The following is a 14,184-nucleotide window of genomic DNA, read 5'->3' on the forward strand; positions in this document are numbered from 1 at the left end:
CGTTTCCGGGGCCCCATGAAAAGCGGCAAGCCATCGCTGGCTTGCCGCGGAAGATTGGAGGCAATCCAGCCTCCGCCCGTCGTCCCTGATATGGCCTCCCATATTCCGGATCGACGATGACGAACTGATGACGAACGTGGCGCGGCATTCATGTGCCCGCAGTTCACCGTCACTTCCACCGGCGTTGTTAGGCTCCGGGTTCCCCTGTTGCGAACCGGTCCATGGCACAACCTCGCTGGCGTTTGATACTCAATGGAAAATCCGCGGGCGACGATGACCTGCGTGATGCGGTCACCGCCATGCGCGATCGCGGCATTGCGCTGGATGTCCGGGTCACCTGGGAACACGGTGATGCCAGCCGCTACGTCGAAGAGGCCATCGAAACCGGCGTGGACTGCATCCTTGCCGGCGGTGGCGACGGCACGCTGGGAGAGGTCGCCGGAGCGCTCGCGGAGCACTGCACCGGAGCGGTGCGGGCGCCATCGCTGGGCCTGGTGCCGCTGGGCACCGCCAATGATTTCGCCGGCGCCGCGGGCATACCGACGCAGCCGCTGGAAGCCTTGTTGCTGGTCGCGCAGACGCAACCGCGGCCGTTCGACATGATGCAGGTCGATGCCGACGGCGACCTGCGCTGGTGCGCCAACATGGCCAGTGGCGGCTTTGGCACCGACGTTACCGTCGAGACGCATGACGGCCTCAAGCAGGTGCTTGGCAGCCTGGCCTACCTGGTGACGGGCATCGCCCGCCTTGGTCAGTTCGATCCCGTCAGTGCCCGCGTGCGTGGGCCTGACTTTGCCTGGGACGGCGAGTTCATCGCCCTTGGCGTCGGCAATGGACGCCAGGCCGGTGGTGGCCATGTCCTGTGCCCCGAAGCGCGAGTCGACGACGGCCTGCTCGACCTGACCGTGATTCCGCCGCTGTCGGGCGAGGTGATGGCGACCATGACCACGATGGTGAGCGAAGGCCGGGATGCCGCGCTCGCGCGCCATGCCGTCCAGGCCCGTCTGGACCGACTCGAGATCCAGGGCGAGCAACCGCTCACGCTCAACCTCGATGGCGAACCGGTGCAGGCCAGACGCTTCGACATCCGCTGCGTTCCGGGCAAGCTGCTGATGCATTTGCCCGTCGGTGCCTTTGAAGCGGAGTGACCCGTGCGTCGCGCCGCTTGCGTGAAGCCGTTAAAGTAGCCCCATGAACCGCGCGCCGACGACACCCCGGGCGAACCCCAACATCCTTGCTGCCGGCAGGCATTCCGCCTGCACGGGCTGGCGATGGCGGCCGCTTGCCGTAGCGATCGCCCCCTCGTCCTCCAAGGAATCCCTGCGTGACGTCTCCCGAACAGTTCCAGCAGCAGGCCGCTGACGGCCACACCCGCATCCCGGTCGTGCGCGAGGTCCTGAGCGACCTCGATACACCGCTGTCGGTCTACCTCAAGCTGGCCGACGGCCCGCACACCTACCTGTTCGAATCGGTCGAGGGCGGCGAACGCTTCGGCCGCTATTCGATCATCGGCCTGCCGGCGCAACGCGTGTATGCCTTCGCCGGGCACATGCTGTTCGTGACCGAGGACGGCGAGCTGGTCGAAAGCCGCGTCGTCGACGATCCCTTCGCCGAAGTCGAACGCCTGCGCGCGGCGCACAGCGTGCCGAAGATTCCGGGGCTGCCCGGTTTCACCGGTGGCCTGGTCGGCTGGTTCGGCTTCGAGTGCATCCAGTACATCGAGCCGCGCCTGGCCGGCGCGGAGAAGGACGGCACGCAGAAACCCGACGAACTCGGCACGCCCGACATCCTGCTGATGCAGAGCGACGAGCTGGCGGTGTTCGACAACCTCAAGGGGCGGCTGTACCTGATCGTCCACGCCGACCCGCAGGAACCGCGCGCGCTGGCCCGCGCCAACCGCCGCTTGGACGAGCTGGTGCATCGCCTGCGTCAGGGCGGCCCGGGCTACCCGGAGACGCTGGAAGGACGCGCGCTGGACGAGGCCGATTTCGTGTCCGGCTTCACCCGCGAAGGCTTCATCGCCGCGGTCGAGAAGTCGAAGGAATACATCCGCGCCGGCGACATCTTCCAGGTGGTGCTGAGCCAGCGCCTGTCGGTGCCGTTCCTGGCGCGACCGGTGGACGTGTACCGCGCGCTGCGCGCACTCAATCCTTCGCCGTACATGTACTTCCTCGACGTCGGCGGCACCCAGGTGGTCGGCAGCTCGCCGGAGATCCTGGTGCGCCTGCAGGACGGCCAGATCACCGTGCGTCCGATTGCCGGCACGCGTCCGCGCGGCGCCACGCCGGAAGAAGATGCCGCGCTCGAAGCCGAGCTGTTGGCCGACCCGAAGGAGCGCGCCGAGCACCTGATGCTGATCGACCTCGGCCGCAACGATGCCGGTCGCGTGTCCGAACCGGGCACGGTGCAGGTCGGCGAGCAGTTCGTGATCGAGCGCTACAGCCACGTCATGCACATCGTCAGCGAAGTCACCGGCACGCTGAAACCTGGCCTGAGTTATGCCGACGTGCTGCGCGCGACCTTCCCGGCGGGCACCGTCAGCGGCGCACCGAAGATCCGCGCGCTGGAAGTGATCCGCGAACTGGAACCGATCAAGCGCAACGTCTACGCCGGTTCGATCGGCTACCTGGGCTGGAACGGCGATGCCGACACGGCGATCGCCATCCGCACCGCCGTCATCCAGGACGGACGCCTGCACGTGCAGGCCGGCGCCGGCATCGTCTACGACTCCGACCCGGCCAAGGAGTGGGAGGAGACGATGAACAAGGGGCGTGCACTGTTCCGCGCCGTCGCCGAAGCAGCCAAGGGATTGTGACGCGCGTCGCGACCCGCGACGCCACTGATCGGGCCGCTTCGATTCATCTTGAAAAATTCCTGCTTCGCGCTGTCCTCGATTGCGCGATCACAACGTTTTATTCACAAACGAACCGGTATTCAGTGTCGTGTGAAGCGGGCAGGAGGCGGCGATGCAACTCGTCCAGGACAACCTCGTTCAATCCCGGTTTTCGAACACGTTCCCGCGTACGGTGGAAATGATCTGCCCGAACTGCCTGAAAGAGGCGGTTTTCGAGGCGAAAACCTGGCAGGAGCACGGCCGGCAGCTGGCCGCCAGCGAACTGGCCTGCGCGCGTTGCGAGCAGGAAATCCTGTTCGTGCAGTTGCTGGAAGCCGACAGCACGCGCAAGGAAGGCGGGCTGTTCTGCTATCCCGGCCCCGCCGGCCGCGAACCGATGTCGGGCGTCGAGCACCTGCAGTCGCTGTCGCCACCGCTGGCGCGCAGTTACGAATCCGCGCTCAAGCTCTATAACCGCGCCGAATGGGGCGCGACCGCGCTGACGGTGCGCCACCTGCTGGCCGGCCTGGCGGCGCGCCTGCTGAGCGAAGACAAGCGCGAGCAGTCGCTCACCCAGAACCTGGAAGCGCTGCCGAAGGAGATGGACCTGTCGCGGCCGCTGCAGGACATCGCGCAGTTGCTGGCGCCCAGCGGGGCGTTTGGTCGCCAGTTCGAGGACGAGGCGACGATCGACAAGGTCAGTGCGGACCTGCTGCTGGAGTTGGCGGAGCAGTTGATCTCGTACCTGGTGGTATTGCCGGGGACGATGACCGACCTGAAGGGCCGCATCGCGACGGCGCCGATCCCGATCCGCAGGGGCAGCGGCGTCGGTTGACCGACCGTCATCCCGGCGAACGCACCGACCGTCGTCCCGGCGAACGCCGGGACCCATTTTGACTTTGCCTTTGATCTTGCGAAGCAACTGCAACAGCTTCCGCCACTGAAGCGGCGGGTCACTTTTTCTTTGCTGGCCCAAAGAAAAAGTAACCAAAAAGAAATGGCCTCCTCGACAAACCAGTCCTGCGACCGGAGTGCTTGAGGGGATTTTTCTAAGGGACATCCCTGTCCCTTAGAAAAACGCCGCACGTCCTGTGCGGCGCCCTCCGGGTCTGCGAGTGCTGCCGGCTGCGAGATTCACCTCGAATTCGCAGGCCAAACCCAAACCAAAGCCAACGTCCCTGGATCCCCGCCTTCGCGGGGATGACGGTGACAGCGGTGACGGAGAGGTGGGCCCGTCATTCCCGCGAAGGCGGGAACCCAAGGACGTTGCTCCTTGCTGGCCCTCACCGAAGACCGCGCAACGAATTGCCAGAGCGTTGTCCGCAGGGGCGGGGAGTGCGGAGCAGCGGGACATGGATGTCCCGCGTCCCGCGTAAAGACAGGATGTCGTCCGCGGGACGGAGCACTCCCCGCCCCTGCGGACGACGCCGTGCCGAAGACAAGTGCAAGGCAAAGTCAAAATGGGTCCCGGCTTTCGCCGGGATGACGGTGATGGCACGGGCCCGGAACATTACCGATTGTTCATGCTGCGGAAAGATCGGCGAGAAGGGCGCGGGCGCAATCTGATCCTGCGATGGGGAGCGACCCCACCGACAAGAGAGATTCCCACAACGTACCTCGTCAACGTACCCGCACAGGAGTCACACCATGAACATCCGCAAGCCCCTGCTCGCCGTCGCCCTGACCGCACTGGCCGGTTCCGCGCTCGCCGCCGCGCCGGCCACCACCCCCGCCGCCCCGGCCAAGACCTCCGTCAGCAAGCACAAGCACGCCGCCAAGGCCGAAACCAAGAACGCCAACCAGAGCAAGACCGGCGAAGCCAAGAGCAAGTGACCCAGGCGAACTGATCAGAGCGAACCGAACCGAGTAACTGATCCGAGCGAATTGATCCGGGCCACTCCCCAAGGCCCGTTCCCCTCCCCGGAGCCCGCGTGCGAGCGGGCGGATACCCCGTCGACCCCTTTCGGCGGGGTATCCTTTTTTCATTGCCGGAGCCGAGCCGCATGCGAGTCCTGCTGGTCGAAGACGATCCCCACACCGCGGCCTTCATCGTCAAGGGCCTGCGCGAGGACGGACACGCCGTCGACCATGCCGGCGATGGCCGCGAAGGCCTGTTCCTCGCCACCACCGAAAAGTTCGACGCCATCGTGCTCGACCGCATGCTGCCCCTGGTCGACGGCCTGGTGCTCCTGCAGACCCTGCGCGGTGCCGGCAACCCGACGCCATTGCTGCTGCTGACCGCGCTTGGCGAAGTCGAACATCGCGTCGAAGGCCTGCGCGCCGGCGCCGACGACTACTTGGTCAAACCGTTTGCCTACTCGGAACTGAGCGCGCGCCTGGACAGCATCGTCCGTCGTGGCCGCGACGGCTCCGAACGCGAACCCACGCGCCTGCGCGTGGGCGACCTCGAACTCGACCTGCTCGGACGCGACGCCCAGCGCGGCGACAAGCACATCGAACTGCAACCGCGTGAATTCCGCCTGCTCGAATACCTGATGCGCCAGGCCGGCCGCGTCGTTACCCGGACGATGCTGCTCGAAGCGGTCTGGGACTACCACTTCGATCCGCAGACCAACGTCATCGACGTGCACATCAGCCGCCTGCGGCAGAAGATCGACCACGGCTTCGACCAGCCGCTGCTGCATACCGTGCGCGGCGCCGGCTACCGGCTGGGCGAATAGCACGCATGGCGATGCGCTGGCTGCGCTCCACCAGCACGCGCCTGGCATTGGCGGTGATGGTGTCGTTCCTGCTGGCGTTCGTGCTGCTCGGCGCTGGTGTGTACTTCGCAGTGTCGACCCTGCTGCTGCAGGACGCCCGCGAACTGGTGCGCACCGATGCCTCGGGACTGGCCGAGGTGTATCGCGACAGCGGCAGCTCCGCGCTGGTGGACGAGCTGCAGGCGCGCATCGCCGCGCCCGAGGATCCCGACGCGGTCTACGCGTTGTCCGATCGTGGCGGGCGTTCGCTCGTCGCCACGCCGGGCCTACCACCGCATCCGCCAGGCAACGCACGCTGGCTGACCTTCGAGGCGGCCGATGCCGGCGACGGCGACGGACACCGCCGCATCGTCGCGCACCTGCAGCCATTGCCCGACGGCAGCATCCTGCTGGTCGGCCTGCGCCTGCATTCGCAGGATCGATTCCTGGCGCTGATGCTGCGCACCGCACTGGTGGCGCTGCTGGTCGCCGCGACGCTGGGCGCACTGGTGGGCTGGTTGACCTCGCGCTGGGTGTCGCGGCGCCTGCGCAGCCTGGACGCCACCGCCGAGCGCGTGGGCGGCGGTGAGCTGGCGCTGCGGGTGCCATTGGACGGCAGCGACGATGCCTTCGATCGCCTGGCGCGACGGTTCAACGGCATGCTCGACCGCATCGAGGACCTGCTCGGCGGCGTGCGCCATGCCACCGACCACATCGCCCACGACCTGCGTACGCCGTTGACGCGCCTGCGCAATCGCCTCGAGGAGTTGCGCCACCAGTCCGGTGAACCCGGTCGCGATGCCGCGCTCGATGCCGCCGTGGCGGAAACCGACCAACTGCTGCGCACCTTCGCATCGCTGCTGTGGCTCGCCCGCATCGAAGCGCAGGCGCCGGCGCAGGACGAGCCGGTGCTCGATCTGGCGGAACTGGTCGCCGATGCCGTCGAGCTCTATACCCCCAGCGCCGGCGAACGCGGCATCCGCCTGCAGGCGCACCTGCAGCCGGTGCAACTGCGTGGCGACCGCGACCAGCTGTTCCAGACGCTGGTGAACCTGCTCGACAACGCGCTCAAGTACGCCCCAACCGGGAGCGCGGTCGAGGTGACGCTCCATCCCACGGCGCAGGGCGGGGTGCTGCAGGTTGACGATCGCGGCCCGGGCATCCCCGAGGCGGAACGCGAGCGCGTGTTCGACCGTTTCCAGCGCCTGGAGGCGCATCGCGGTTCGCCCGGCAGCGGCCTCGGGCTGAGCCTGGTGCGGGCGGTTGTCCACCGCCATGGCGGCCGGGTCGTCCTGCTCGATCGCGCGCCGGGGCTGCGCGTGCAACTGCTGCTGCCCGTCGTGCTCGGGAGCCGGGACGCATAGGGCTTGCCGGTAGGGCTGGCCGGGTAGGGCCGGCCGTGTAGGGCAGCGGGCGGTTACTGACTCAGGTCGTTATCATGGGGTTCCAGCGCCGGCGACAGCGTTCGAGAGACAGGCTCGAGGCGAGCGTCGCTGCCCGCGCGGGCGACAACCTGATTGACGCATAGGAAAAAGGCCGCGGTATGGTCCTGATGATCGACAATTACGACAGCTTCACCTACAACCTCGTGCAGTATCTGCAGACGCTCGGGGCGGAAGTGAAGGTGGTCCGCAACGACGAGCTGAGCGTCGCCCAGATCGAGGCGCTGCAGCCGGAGCGGATCGTCGTGTCGCCGGGTCCGTGCACGCCCAACGAAGCCGGTGTGTCGGTGGACGTGATCCGCCAGCTCGGCCCGCACGTCCCGATCTTCGGCGTCTGCCTGGGCCACCAGAGCCTGGGCCAGGCCTACGGCGGCGATGTCATCCGCGCCAAGCGCATCATGCACGGCAAGACCTCGCGGATCCGACACGAAGGCAAGGGTGTGTTCGCCGGCCTGCCGGACGGCTACGAGGCCACCCGCTACCACTCGCTGGTGGTGTCGCGCGAGACGCTGCCCGACTGCCTGGAGATCACCGCCTGGAGCGAGACCTCCGATGACGCCGGCACGGTCGAGTTCGACGAGATCATGGGCCTGCGCCACCGTGAATTCCCGGTCGAAGGCGTGCAGTTCCACCCCGAGTCGATCCTCACCGAGCACGGCCACGCGCTGCTCAAGAATTTCCTGGAGCGCTGACGGCCGGGCAACCGGTCCATTTAGTTCCACACCCTCCGTCGCATCCGAGCACCTGGCACTCCCCCATGCCCATCACCCCGCAAGAAGCCCTGCAGCGCACGATCGAGCATCGCGAGATCTTCCACGACGAGATGGTCGAGCTGATGCGCATGATCATGCGCGGCGAAGTGTCGCCGACCATGACCGCGGCGATCCTGACCGGCCTGCGGGTGAAGAAGGAAACCGTGGGTGAAATCGCCGGCGCCGCCACCGTGCTGCGCGAGTTCGCGCGACCGGTCGAGGTGGCCGACCGCACCGGGCTGGTCGACATCGTCGGCACCGGCGGCGATGGCGCGCACACCTTCAACATTTCCACCGCCAGCATGTTCGTCGTCGCCGCGGCCGGGGCCAAGGTGGCCAAGCACGGCAACCGCAGCGTCTCGTCGAAGTCCGGCAGCGCCGACGTGCTGGAGGCGCTGGGCGCGGCGATCGACCTGCAGCCCACGCAGGTGTCCCAGTGCATCAACCGCTGCGGCATCGGCTTCATGTTCGCCCCGGTGCACCACCCGGCGATGAAGGTGGTGGCGCCGGTGCGCAGCGAAATGGCGGTGCGCACGATCTTCAACATCCTCGGCCCGCTGACCAATCCGGCTGGCGCGCCGAGCATCCTGATGGGCGTGTTCCACCCCGACCTGGTCGGCATCCAGGTGCGCGTGCTGCAGGAACTCGGCGCCACCCGCGCGCTGGTGGTCTGGGGCCGCGACGGCATGGACGAGCTCTCGCTCGGCGCCGGCAGCCTGGTCGGCGAGCTGCGCGACGGCGTGGTCCGCGAGTACGAAGTGCACCCGGAGGATTTCGGCATCGCCATGGCCGCCAGCCGCAACCTGCGCGTCAACGACGCCACCGAGTCGCGCGCGCTGGTGCTGCAGGCGCTGCGCAACGAGAACGGGCTGCCGCGCGAGATCGTCGCGCTCAACGCCGGCGCGGCCCTCTATGCCGCGGGCGTGGCCGAGAGCATTGCCGACGGCATCGAGCGCGCCCGCGCCGCGCTGGCGTCGGGCGCCGCGCACGCCAAGCTCGAGGAATTCGTCGCCACCACGCGCGAACTGGCTGGCCAGGCCCAGCCGGTCGCGGAGGCGTGACATGGACGACGCGTTCGCCCGCCTGCCGCAACCGCCGTACTACGCCGTGATCTTTTCGTCGCGACGCAACGGCGACGACGACGCCGGCTATGCCGCGGCCGCGCAGCGCATGGTCGAACTGGCCGCGCAGCAGCCGGGCTACCTCGGCGTGGAGTCCACCCGCGGCGGCGACGGTTTCGGCATCACCGTGTCGTACTGGGAAAGCGAAGCGGCGATCCTGGCCTGGCGCCAGCACGCCGAACACGCGCAAACCCGTGCCTACGGCCGCAAGCACTGGTACGAGCATTACGAACTGCGCGTGGCGAAAGTCGAGCGCGCCTACGGCAGCGCGGAGAGGGTGGACAGGAACGAGTAACCGGCCGGCGTCATTCCCCCATTTCTTCCGCTTTCTTCAATTTGGTTCCCTGCCCATGAGCGACATCCTCGACACCATCCTCGTCCGCAAGGCGGAGGAGATACAGCAACGCAGCCGCGTGCGCCCGCTCGCTGAAATGCGCGCGCGCGCCCTGCAGCAGCCGCCGACGCGCGGCTTCGTCAAGGCCATCCGCAGCCGCCACGCCGCCGGCGAGGCAGCCGTGATTGCCGAAGTGAAGAAGGCCAGCCCGTCGAAGGGCCTGATCCGCAAGGACTTCCACCCGGCGGACATCGCGCGCAGCTACGAGGCCGGCGGCGCGGCCTGCCTGTCGGTGCTGACCGACGTCGATTTCTTCCAGGGCAGCAACCTGTTCCTCGGCGAAGCGCGTGGTGCCTGCTCGCTGCCGGTGCTGCGCAAGGACTTCACGATCGACCCGTACCAGGTCTACGAAGCGCGCGCGATCGGCGCCGACTGCATCCTGCTGATCGTCGCCGCCCTCGAGGACGGCCCGCTGGTGGAGATGGCCAACCTGGCGATGGAGCTGGAGATGGACGTGCTGGTCGAAGTGCACGACATCGATGAACTCGAGCGCGCGCTGCAGACCGACTGCGAGCTGATCGGCGTCAACAACCGCAACCTGCGCACGTTCGAGGTGTCGCTCGACACCACGCTGGAGCTGCGCAACGCGGTGCCGCGCGACCGCACCCTGGTCACCGAGAGCGGCATCGCCACGCGCGAGGACGTCGCCAGGATGCGCGAGGCAGGCATCCAGACCTTCCTGGTCGGCGAATCCTTCATGCGCGAAACCGACCCGGGCGCCGCGCTGCACCGGCTGTTCGCGGCATGAGCACCGTGGCCGGGGCCGATCCCCACCTGCATGAGCCGGGGCGCCCGTACTCGCCCCTGGTCGTGTTCGACTTCGACCACACGCTTTACGACGGCGATTCCGGCAGCCACCTGGTGCTGTGGCTGATCCAGCGCCACTGGGCGCGGGTGACCGCCGCCGTGCTGCTGTCGCCGTTGCTGCTGCCGATGATCGCCTGGCTGCCGACGCGGCGGCGGGCGATTTCGGTGTACCTGTGGGTTGGCACGGTCGGCACCACCAGCCGCGGCGACATGGACGACCTGATCGACGAGTACGTGCGCATCCACATGCGGCAGATCCGCGCGCGGCTGCTGCCGGTGGCGCTGAAGGTGCTGCAGCGCCATCGCGACGCCGGCGACCGTGTGATCATCGCCACCGGCGCTTCACCGGAACTGGCGCGCGCGATCCTGGACTTCGTCGCGCACGAGGACCTGCCGGTCATCGGCAGCATCAGCGGCCCGTTCCTGGGCGGCATGATCACCGTCGAGCACTGCCACTACCGCAACAAGATGCGGATGATCTGGGATGCCGGCTACGACCAGATCGCGATCGCCTATTCCGACAGCAGCGCCGACCTGCCGCTGCTGCAGGCCGCGCGCAAGCCGGTCGTGGTCAATCCCAAGCACAGCCGCGTGGCGATGTTCCGGCGCGTGTTGCCGGCGGGGACGCCGATCCTCAACTGGGGTTGCAAGAGCCGCGGCGGCGATCGCGTCAGTTGAGGGGTCCCGGGTGCGCTGCGCTTACCCGGGCTACCCACCCCGACCGTAGCCCGGGTAAGCGAAGCGCACCCGGGACCCGCGCGCTCAAACCCGCTCGGGCGCGTCCAGGTCCTGGAAGAACTCCAGCAACGTACGCTCTGCAAAGTCGCGGAACTCGCCGGCGTCATAGAAGCGGCCGAAGCAGAAGCTGCAGGCCTCGAACCAGATGTGCGGCTGCTGCGGGTCGACCATGCGCACCAGCTGGCTGTCCGCGCAGGTCGGGCACTTGATCCGGTCGACGCGGTTGTACTGCGCGCCAACCGCGGCATCGCCGGTATCGACGAGCTCGGCCTCGGCCTTGAGCAGGCGTTCCTCGCCCATGACCAGCCACAGGCCGCTGCAATTCGTGCAGCGCTGCGAACGTGAAGAAAGGATTTCGATGGCCTGCATCGGCGAGCTGCACTTCGGGCACTGCATGGGCGGTCCTTGCGGAGTACTGGCTGGAAGTGGGCCGGATTATGCCGCGACTCACGCCACGCCGGCGAGGCCGCGGCCTAGTCGCCGAGCGCCTTGATGAAGCGCAGCGAGCCGTCGGCGTAGCCGCAATGGCGGTAGAAGGCGTGGGCTTCGGCGCGGCGGGCGTTGCTGGTGACTTCGATGCGACGCACGCCGAGGCGGCGGGAGATCAGTTCGACTTCGCGCAGCAGGCGCCGGCCGATGCCCTGGCCCTGGCAGCCAGCCTGCACCACCAGTCCGGTGATGCGCGCCAGTTCGTCGCCGTGGACGACGGAGTAGAGGGTGTACAGCGACACCAGGCCACAGGTGTCGCCGTCGATCTCGGCCAGCAGCAGGTGCTGGCGCGGGTCGTGGCGGACCACCGCAATGCGTTCGGCCGCCTCGTCCCGCTTGCACGGGTAGCCCAGTTCGCCCAGCAGCCGCGCGACGTCGCTGGCGTCGCCGAGTTCCGCGGCCCGCACCCGGATCGAGGTGTCGGCGGAACCGGCGACGCGTCCCACTAGCGGGTGCCGAAGAGGACGACGGTCTTGCCGCGGGCGTGCAGCTTCTCGTCGGCCTGCAGCTTCTTGAGCACGCGGCCCGCCATCTCGCGCGAGCAACCCACCAGGCGCGACAGCTCCTGGCGGGAGACGCGGATCTGGGTGCCCTGCGGGTGGCTCATCGCCTCGGGTTCCTTGGCGAGGTCGTGCAGGGCACGGACGATGCGGTCGGTGACGTCGAGGAAGGCCAGGCGGCCGGCCTTGCGGCTGGTGTCGAGCAGGCGCCGAGAGATCTGCGCGCCGATGGCGTAGAGCAGCTTCGGGGCGTCCAGCGACAGGCGCGTCAGGAACAGGTCGTAGAGGCGCTCGTGGCCGATCTCGGCCAGCTCGCAGGTGCTGCGGGTGCGCAGGATCACCTCGCGCTGGTCGCTGGCGATGAACAAGCCCAGCTCGCCGACGAACTCGCCCGGGCCGAAGTAGCCCAGGACCAGTTCGCGACCGTCTTCTTCCTCGGTGATGATGCTGACCGAGCCGGAGACGATGTAGTAAAGGGTGCTTGCCGGGTCGCCGGGGCGGAACACGTCGGTGCGCGACGGGTAGCGACGGCGGTGGCAATGAGCAAGGAATCGCTCAATGGTGGCGCCGTCCGGCAGCAGTGGGCTGTTGGTTCGGCGCAGGGCAGGCGAGGTAACAACCGGATTGGCGGACATGGGCGTGAAGGTTTTGTGATGCAGCGAGCTTAGGCCGAACTAACGCTTTGGGCAAATATCCGCCGTAGAGCGTCACCCCGTCTGGGGCCCAACTTGTGACGGAGTGCCGGTTCAGGTTCGGGATGCCGGGTTTGGCGTGCGGTATGCGGCCGGAACACTGCGCGTTCCCCCGTCACGACAATTGCCTCATAATCTCGCCCCTCACAAGCCGTACCGGGACCCCCCACCGTGGTCAAGCCGTTGCCTCGCCTGAGGTTGCAGGGTTTCAACAACCTCACCAAGGCCCTCTCGTTCAACATCTACGATGTCTGCTTCGCGGCATCCGAGGACGAGCGTCGTCGTTACATCGAGTATATCGACGAGGCTTACAACGCCGACCGGTTGACGCAGATCCTGACGGACGTGGCGGAGATCATCGGCGCCAACATCCTAAACATCGCCCGCCAGGACTACGATCCGCAGGGCGCGTCGGTGACCATCCTCATTTCCGAGGAGCCGGTGATCGACAAGAAGGATGCGGGCAAGGAAATCATTTCCGACGCCGTCGTCGCGCACATGGACAAGTCGCACATCACGGTGCACACGTATCCGGAGACGCATCCGGACAACGGCATCGCGACCTTCCGCGCGGACATCGACGTGGCGACCTGCGGCGTGATTTCGCCGCTGAAGGCGTTGAACTACCTGATCGAGAGCCTCGAGTCCGACATCGTCATCATGGACTACCGGGTGCGCGGCTTCACGCGCGACATCAAGGGCCGCAAGCATTACATCGACCACAAGATCAATTCGATCCAGGACTACCTGGCCAAGAACATCAAGTCGCGTTACGAGATGCTTGATGTGAACGTCTACCAGGAAAACATCTTCCACACGAAGATGCACCTGAAGGAGTTCGACCTCGACAACTATCTGTTCGAGGAGAAGGCCAAGAACCTGTCGTTCAAGGAGCGCATGAAGATCGAGGCGCGCCTCAAGCGGGAGATCGAAGAGCTCTATCACGGGCGCAACCTGGCCGACTGAGGTCTGCGGTTGCGTGTAAAAAAAGGCCGGCATTGCCGGCCTTTTTCTTTAGCCCGTCATTCCCGCGAAGGCGGGAATCCATGGACGTGGCCCTCGAATCACAACCGGTACGCGACCGCCTTCATCAGCTTCGACGCCGCCGCCATCAGCGTCGGCACCGGCATCGGCAGGATGCGTGCGCCGGCGGCTTCGGCGTTGTCGGCATGGCGGGCCTCGTCGGCCTTCATGACTTCCAGGATCGCGCGGCTGCGTGCGTCGGCGGCGGGCAGGGAGTCGAGGTGTTCGTCGATATGCGCTTCGACCTGGCGCTCGGTTTCAACCACGAAGCCCAGGTTCCAGCCGTCCCCGCGCAGGCCGGCGATCGCGCCGATGGCGAAGCTGCCGGCGTACCAGATCGGGTTGAGCAGGCTCGGGCGGCTGTCGAGTTCGCGCAGGCGGTCGGCGCACCAGGCCAGGTGGTCGGTTTCTTCCTGGGCCGCTTCGAGCAGGTGCTCGCGCGTCGCCGGGTCGCGGGCGACCGCGGCCTGGCCGCAGTACAGCGCCTGCGCACAGACTTCGCCGACGTGGTTGATGCGCATCAGTCCGGCCGAATGGCGGCGCTCTTCGTCGTCCAGTTCGATCTGGGCGATGTCCGACGACGGGTTGGCGCGCAACGCCGCGGGCGCGCCGAAGACGGTGTCCAGCGCGCGCTGGGTGTCGGTGAGGAAACGGTCGAGTTGCGTCAGTTCGCGGGTCGTGTCCATGGCTGAAG

The 14,184-nt window shown here is 67.3% G+C and carries 16 protein-coding genes; 12 read left to right on the plus strand and 4 right to left on the minus strand.

Annotation, left to right across the window (positions count from 1 at the left end):
• The first annotated feature begins 221 nt into the window (after positions 1-221).
• From yegS to ACFOPO_RS00440, 11 genes are all read left to right on the plus strand, one after another.
• Positions 222-1,148: a lipid kinase YegS gene (yegS, locus tag ACFOPO_RS00390; RefSeq protein WP_386699843.1), complete on the plus strand. Its 927-nt coding sequence runs from the start codon at positions 222-224 to the stop codon at positions 1,146-1,148.
• A 176-nt stretch (positions 1,149-1,324) separates the two neighbouring features.
• Complete coding sequence (gene trpE / locus ACFOPO_RS00395) at positions 1,325-2,815, plus strand: anthranilate synthase component I (protein WP_386699845.1); 1,491 nt, start codon at positions 1,325-1,327, stop codon at positions 2,813-2,815.
• Between the two features lie 151 nt (positions 2,816-2,966).
• Entirely contained in the window at positions 2,967-3,668 is a 702-nt protein-coding gene (locus tag ACFOPO_RS00400) for a hypothetical protein (RefSeq protein ID WP_386699846.1), read from the plus strand.
• An 812-nt stretch (positions 3,669-4,480) separates the two neighbouring features.
• Positions 4,481-4,666 carry a hypothetical protein gene (locus tag ACFOPO_RS00405; protein WP_386699848.1) on the plus strand — a complete coding sequence of 62 codons (186 nt, stop codon included), beginning with the start codon at positions 4,481-4,483 and terminating at the stop codon, positions 4,664-4,666.
• A gap of 170 nt (positions 4,667-4,836) precedes the next feature.
• Positions 4,837-5,514, plus strand: coding sequence for a winged helix-turn-helix domain-containing protein (locus ACFOPO_RS00410; protein ID WP_386699849.1), 678 nt, complete (start codon positions 4,837-4,839; stop codon positions 5,512-5,514).
• A gap of 5 nt (positions 5,515-5,519) precedes the next feature.
• Entirely contained in the window at positions 5,520-6,896 is a 1,377-nt protein-coding gene (locus tag ACFOPO_RS00415) for a sensor histidine kinase (protein WP_386699851.1), read from the plus strand.
• Between the two features lie 179 nt (positions 6,897-7,075).
• Positions 7,076-7,666 carry an anthranilate synthase component II gene (locus ACFOPO_RS00420; protein ID WP_386699852.1) on the plus strand — a complete coding sequence of 197 codons (591 nt, stop codon included), beginning with the start codon at positions 7,076-7,078 and terminating at the stop codon, positions 7,664-7,666.
• Positions 7,667-7,731: 65 nt separating this feature from the next.
• Complete coding sequence (gene trpD, locus ACFOPO_RS00425; protein ID WP_386699854.1) at positions 7,732-8,787, plus strand: anthranilate phosphoribosyltransferase; 1,056 nt, start codon at positions 7,732-7,734, stop codon at positions 8,785-8,787.
• 1 nt (position 8,788) lies between these two features.
• Entirely contained in the window at positions 8,789-9,142 is a 354-nt protein-coding gene (locus tag ACFOPO_RS00430; RefSeq protein WP_386699856.1) for an antibiotic biosynthesis monooxygenase family protein, read from the plus strand.
• Between the two features lie 55 nt (positions 9,143-9,197).
• Positions 9,198-9,989: an indole-3-glycerol phosphate synthase TrpC gene (gene trpC / locus ACFOPO_RS00435; protein ID WP_386699858.1), complete on the plus strand. Its 792-nt coding sequence runs from the start codon at positions 9,198-9,200 to the stop codon at positions 9,987-9,989.
• The gene (locus tag ACFOPO_RS00440; RefSeq protein ID WP_386699859.1) at positions 9,986-10,726 is read left to right on the plus strand and encodes a haloacid dehalogenase-like hydrolase; all 741 of its coding nucleotides are present in this window, start codon (positions 9,986-9,988) and stop codon (positions 10,724-10,726) included. Before trpC ends, ACFOPO_RS00440 begins: the two co-directional genes overlap by 4 nt.
• Before the next feature lie 84 nt (positions 10,727-10,810).
• Here the strand turns inward: ACFOPO_RS00440 and ACFOPO_RS00445 are convergent, their stop codons facing one another.
• The 3 genes from ACFOPO_RS00445 to crp form a co-directional block, all read right to left on the minus strand.
• Complete coding sequence (locus ACFOPO_RS00445) at positions 10,811-11,182, minus strand: zf-TFIIB domain-containing protein (RefSeq protein WP_386699861.1); 372 nt, start codon at positions 11,180-11,182, stop codon at positions 10,811-10,813.
• Positions 11,183-11,259: 77 nt separating this feature from the next.
• Positions 11,260-11,721, minus strand: a complete 462-nt coding sequence (locus tag ACFOPO_RS00450) for a GNAT family N-acetyltransferase (protein ID WP_200606933.1) — start codon at positions 11,719-11,721, stop codon at positions 11,260-11,262.
• Complete coding sequence (crp, locus tag ACFOPO_RS00455; RefSeq protein WP_200606932.1) at positions 11,721-12,410, minus strand: cAMP-activated global transcriptional regulator CRP; 690 nt, start codon at positions 12,408-12,410, stop codon at positions 11,721-11,723. The genes ACFOPO_RS00450 and crp overlap by 1 nt, the downstream gene beginning before the upstream one ends.
• A gap of 228 nt (positions 12,411-12,638) precedes the next feature.
• Here crp and speD point away from each other — a divergent pair, with 228 nt between their 5' ends.
• Positions 12,639-13,433, plus strand: coding sequence for an adenosylmethionine decarboxylase (gene speD, locus ACFOPO_RS00460; protein ID WP_200606931.1), 795 nt, complete (start codon positions 12,639-12,641; stop codon positions 13,431-13,433).
• 98 nt (positions 13,434-13,531) lie between these two features.
• Here the strand turns inward: speD and coq7 are convergent, their stop codons facing one another.
• Complete coding sequence (gene coq7 / locus ACFOPO_RS00465) at positions 13,532-14,176, minus strand: 2-polyprenyl-3-methyl-6-methoxy-1,4-benzoquinone monooxygenase (protein ID WP_386699864.1); 645 nt, start codon at positions 14,174-14,176, stop codon at positions 13,532-13,534.
• Between the last annotated feature and the right edge of the window lie 8 nt (positions 14,177-14,184).

Origin of the sequence: Lysobacter sp. GCM10012299 (assembly GCF_042649405.1) — a bacterium.
Classification (GTDB): Bacteria; Pseudomonadota; Gammaproteobacteria; order Xanthomonadales; family Xanthomonadaceae; genus Lysobacter_J.

Excerpts from the sequence above, each read along its gene's own strand:
- yegS (WP_386699843.1), top strand. The coding sequence starts at position 222 with ATGGCACAACCTCGCTGGCGTTTGATACTCAATGGAAAATCCGCGGGC.
- ACFOPO_RS00400 (WP_386699846.1), top strand. The coding sequence starts at position 2,967 with ATGCAACTCGTCCAGGACAACCTCGTTCAATCCCGGTTTTCGAACACG.
- ACFOPO_RS00405 (WP_386699848.1), top strand. The coding sequence starts at position 4,481 with ATGAACATCCGCAAGCCCCTGCTCGCCGTCGCCCTGACCGCACTGGCC.
- ACFOPO_RS00410 (WP_386699849.1), top strand. The coding sequence starts at position 4,837 with ATGCGAGTCCTGCTGGTCGAAGACGATCCCCACACCGCGGCCTTCATC.
- ACFOPO_RS00415 (WP_386699851.1), top strand. The coding sequence starts at position 5,520 with ATGGCGATGCGCTGGCTGCGCTCCACCAGCACGCGCCTGGCATTGGCG.
- ACFOPO_RS00420 (WP_386699852.1), top strand. The coding sequence starts at position 7,076 with ATGGTCCTGATGATCGACAATTACGACAGCTTCACCTACAACCTCGTG.
- trpD (WP_386699854.1), top strand. The coding sequence starts at position 7,732 with ATGCCCATCACCCCGCAAGAAGCCCTGCAGCGCACGATCGAGCATCGC.
- ACFOPO_RS00430 (WP_386699856.1), top strand. The coding sequence starts at position 8,789 with ATGGACGACGCGTTCGCCCGCCTGCCGCAACCGCCGTACTACGCCGTG.
- trpC (WP_386699858.1), top strand. The coding sequence starts at position 9,198 with ATGAGCGACATCCTCGACACCATCCTCGTCCGCAAGGCGGAGGAGATA.
- ACFOPO_RS00440 (WP_386699859.1), top strand. The coding sequence starts at position 9,986 with ATGAGCACCGTGGCCGGGGCCGATCCCCACCTGCATGAGCCGGGGCGC.
- ACFOPO_RS00445 (WP_386699861.1), bottom strand. The coding sequence starts at position 11,182 with ATGCAGTGCCCGAAGTGCAGCTCGCCGATGCAGGCCATCGAAATCCTT.
- crp (WP_200606932.1), bottom strand. The coding sequence starts at position 12,410 with ATGTCCGCCAATCCGGTTGTTACCTCGCCTGCCCTGCGCCGAACCAAC.
- coq7 (WP_386699864.1), bottom strand. The coding sequence starts at position 14,176 with ATGGACACGACCCGCGAACTGACGCAACTCGACCGTTTCCTCACCGAC.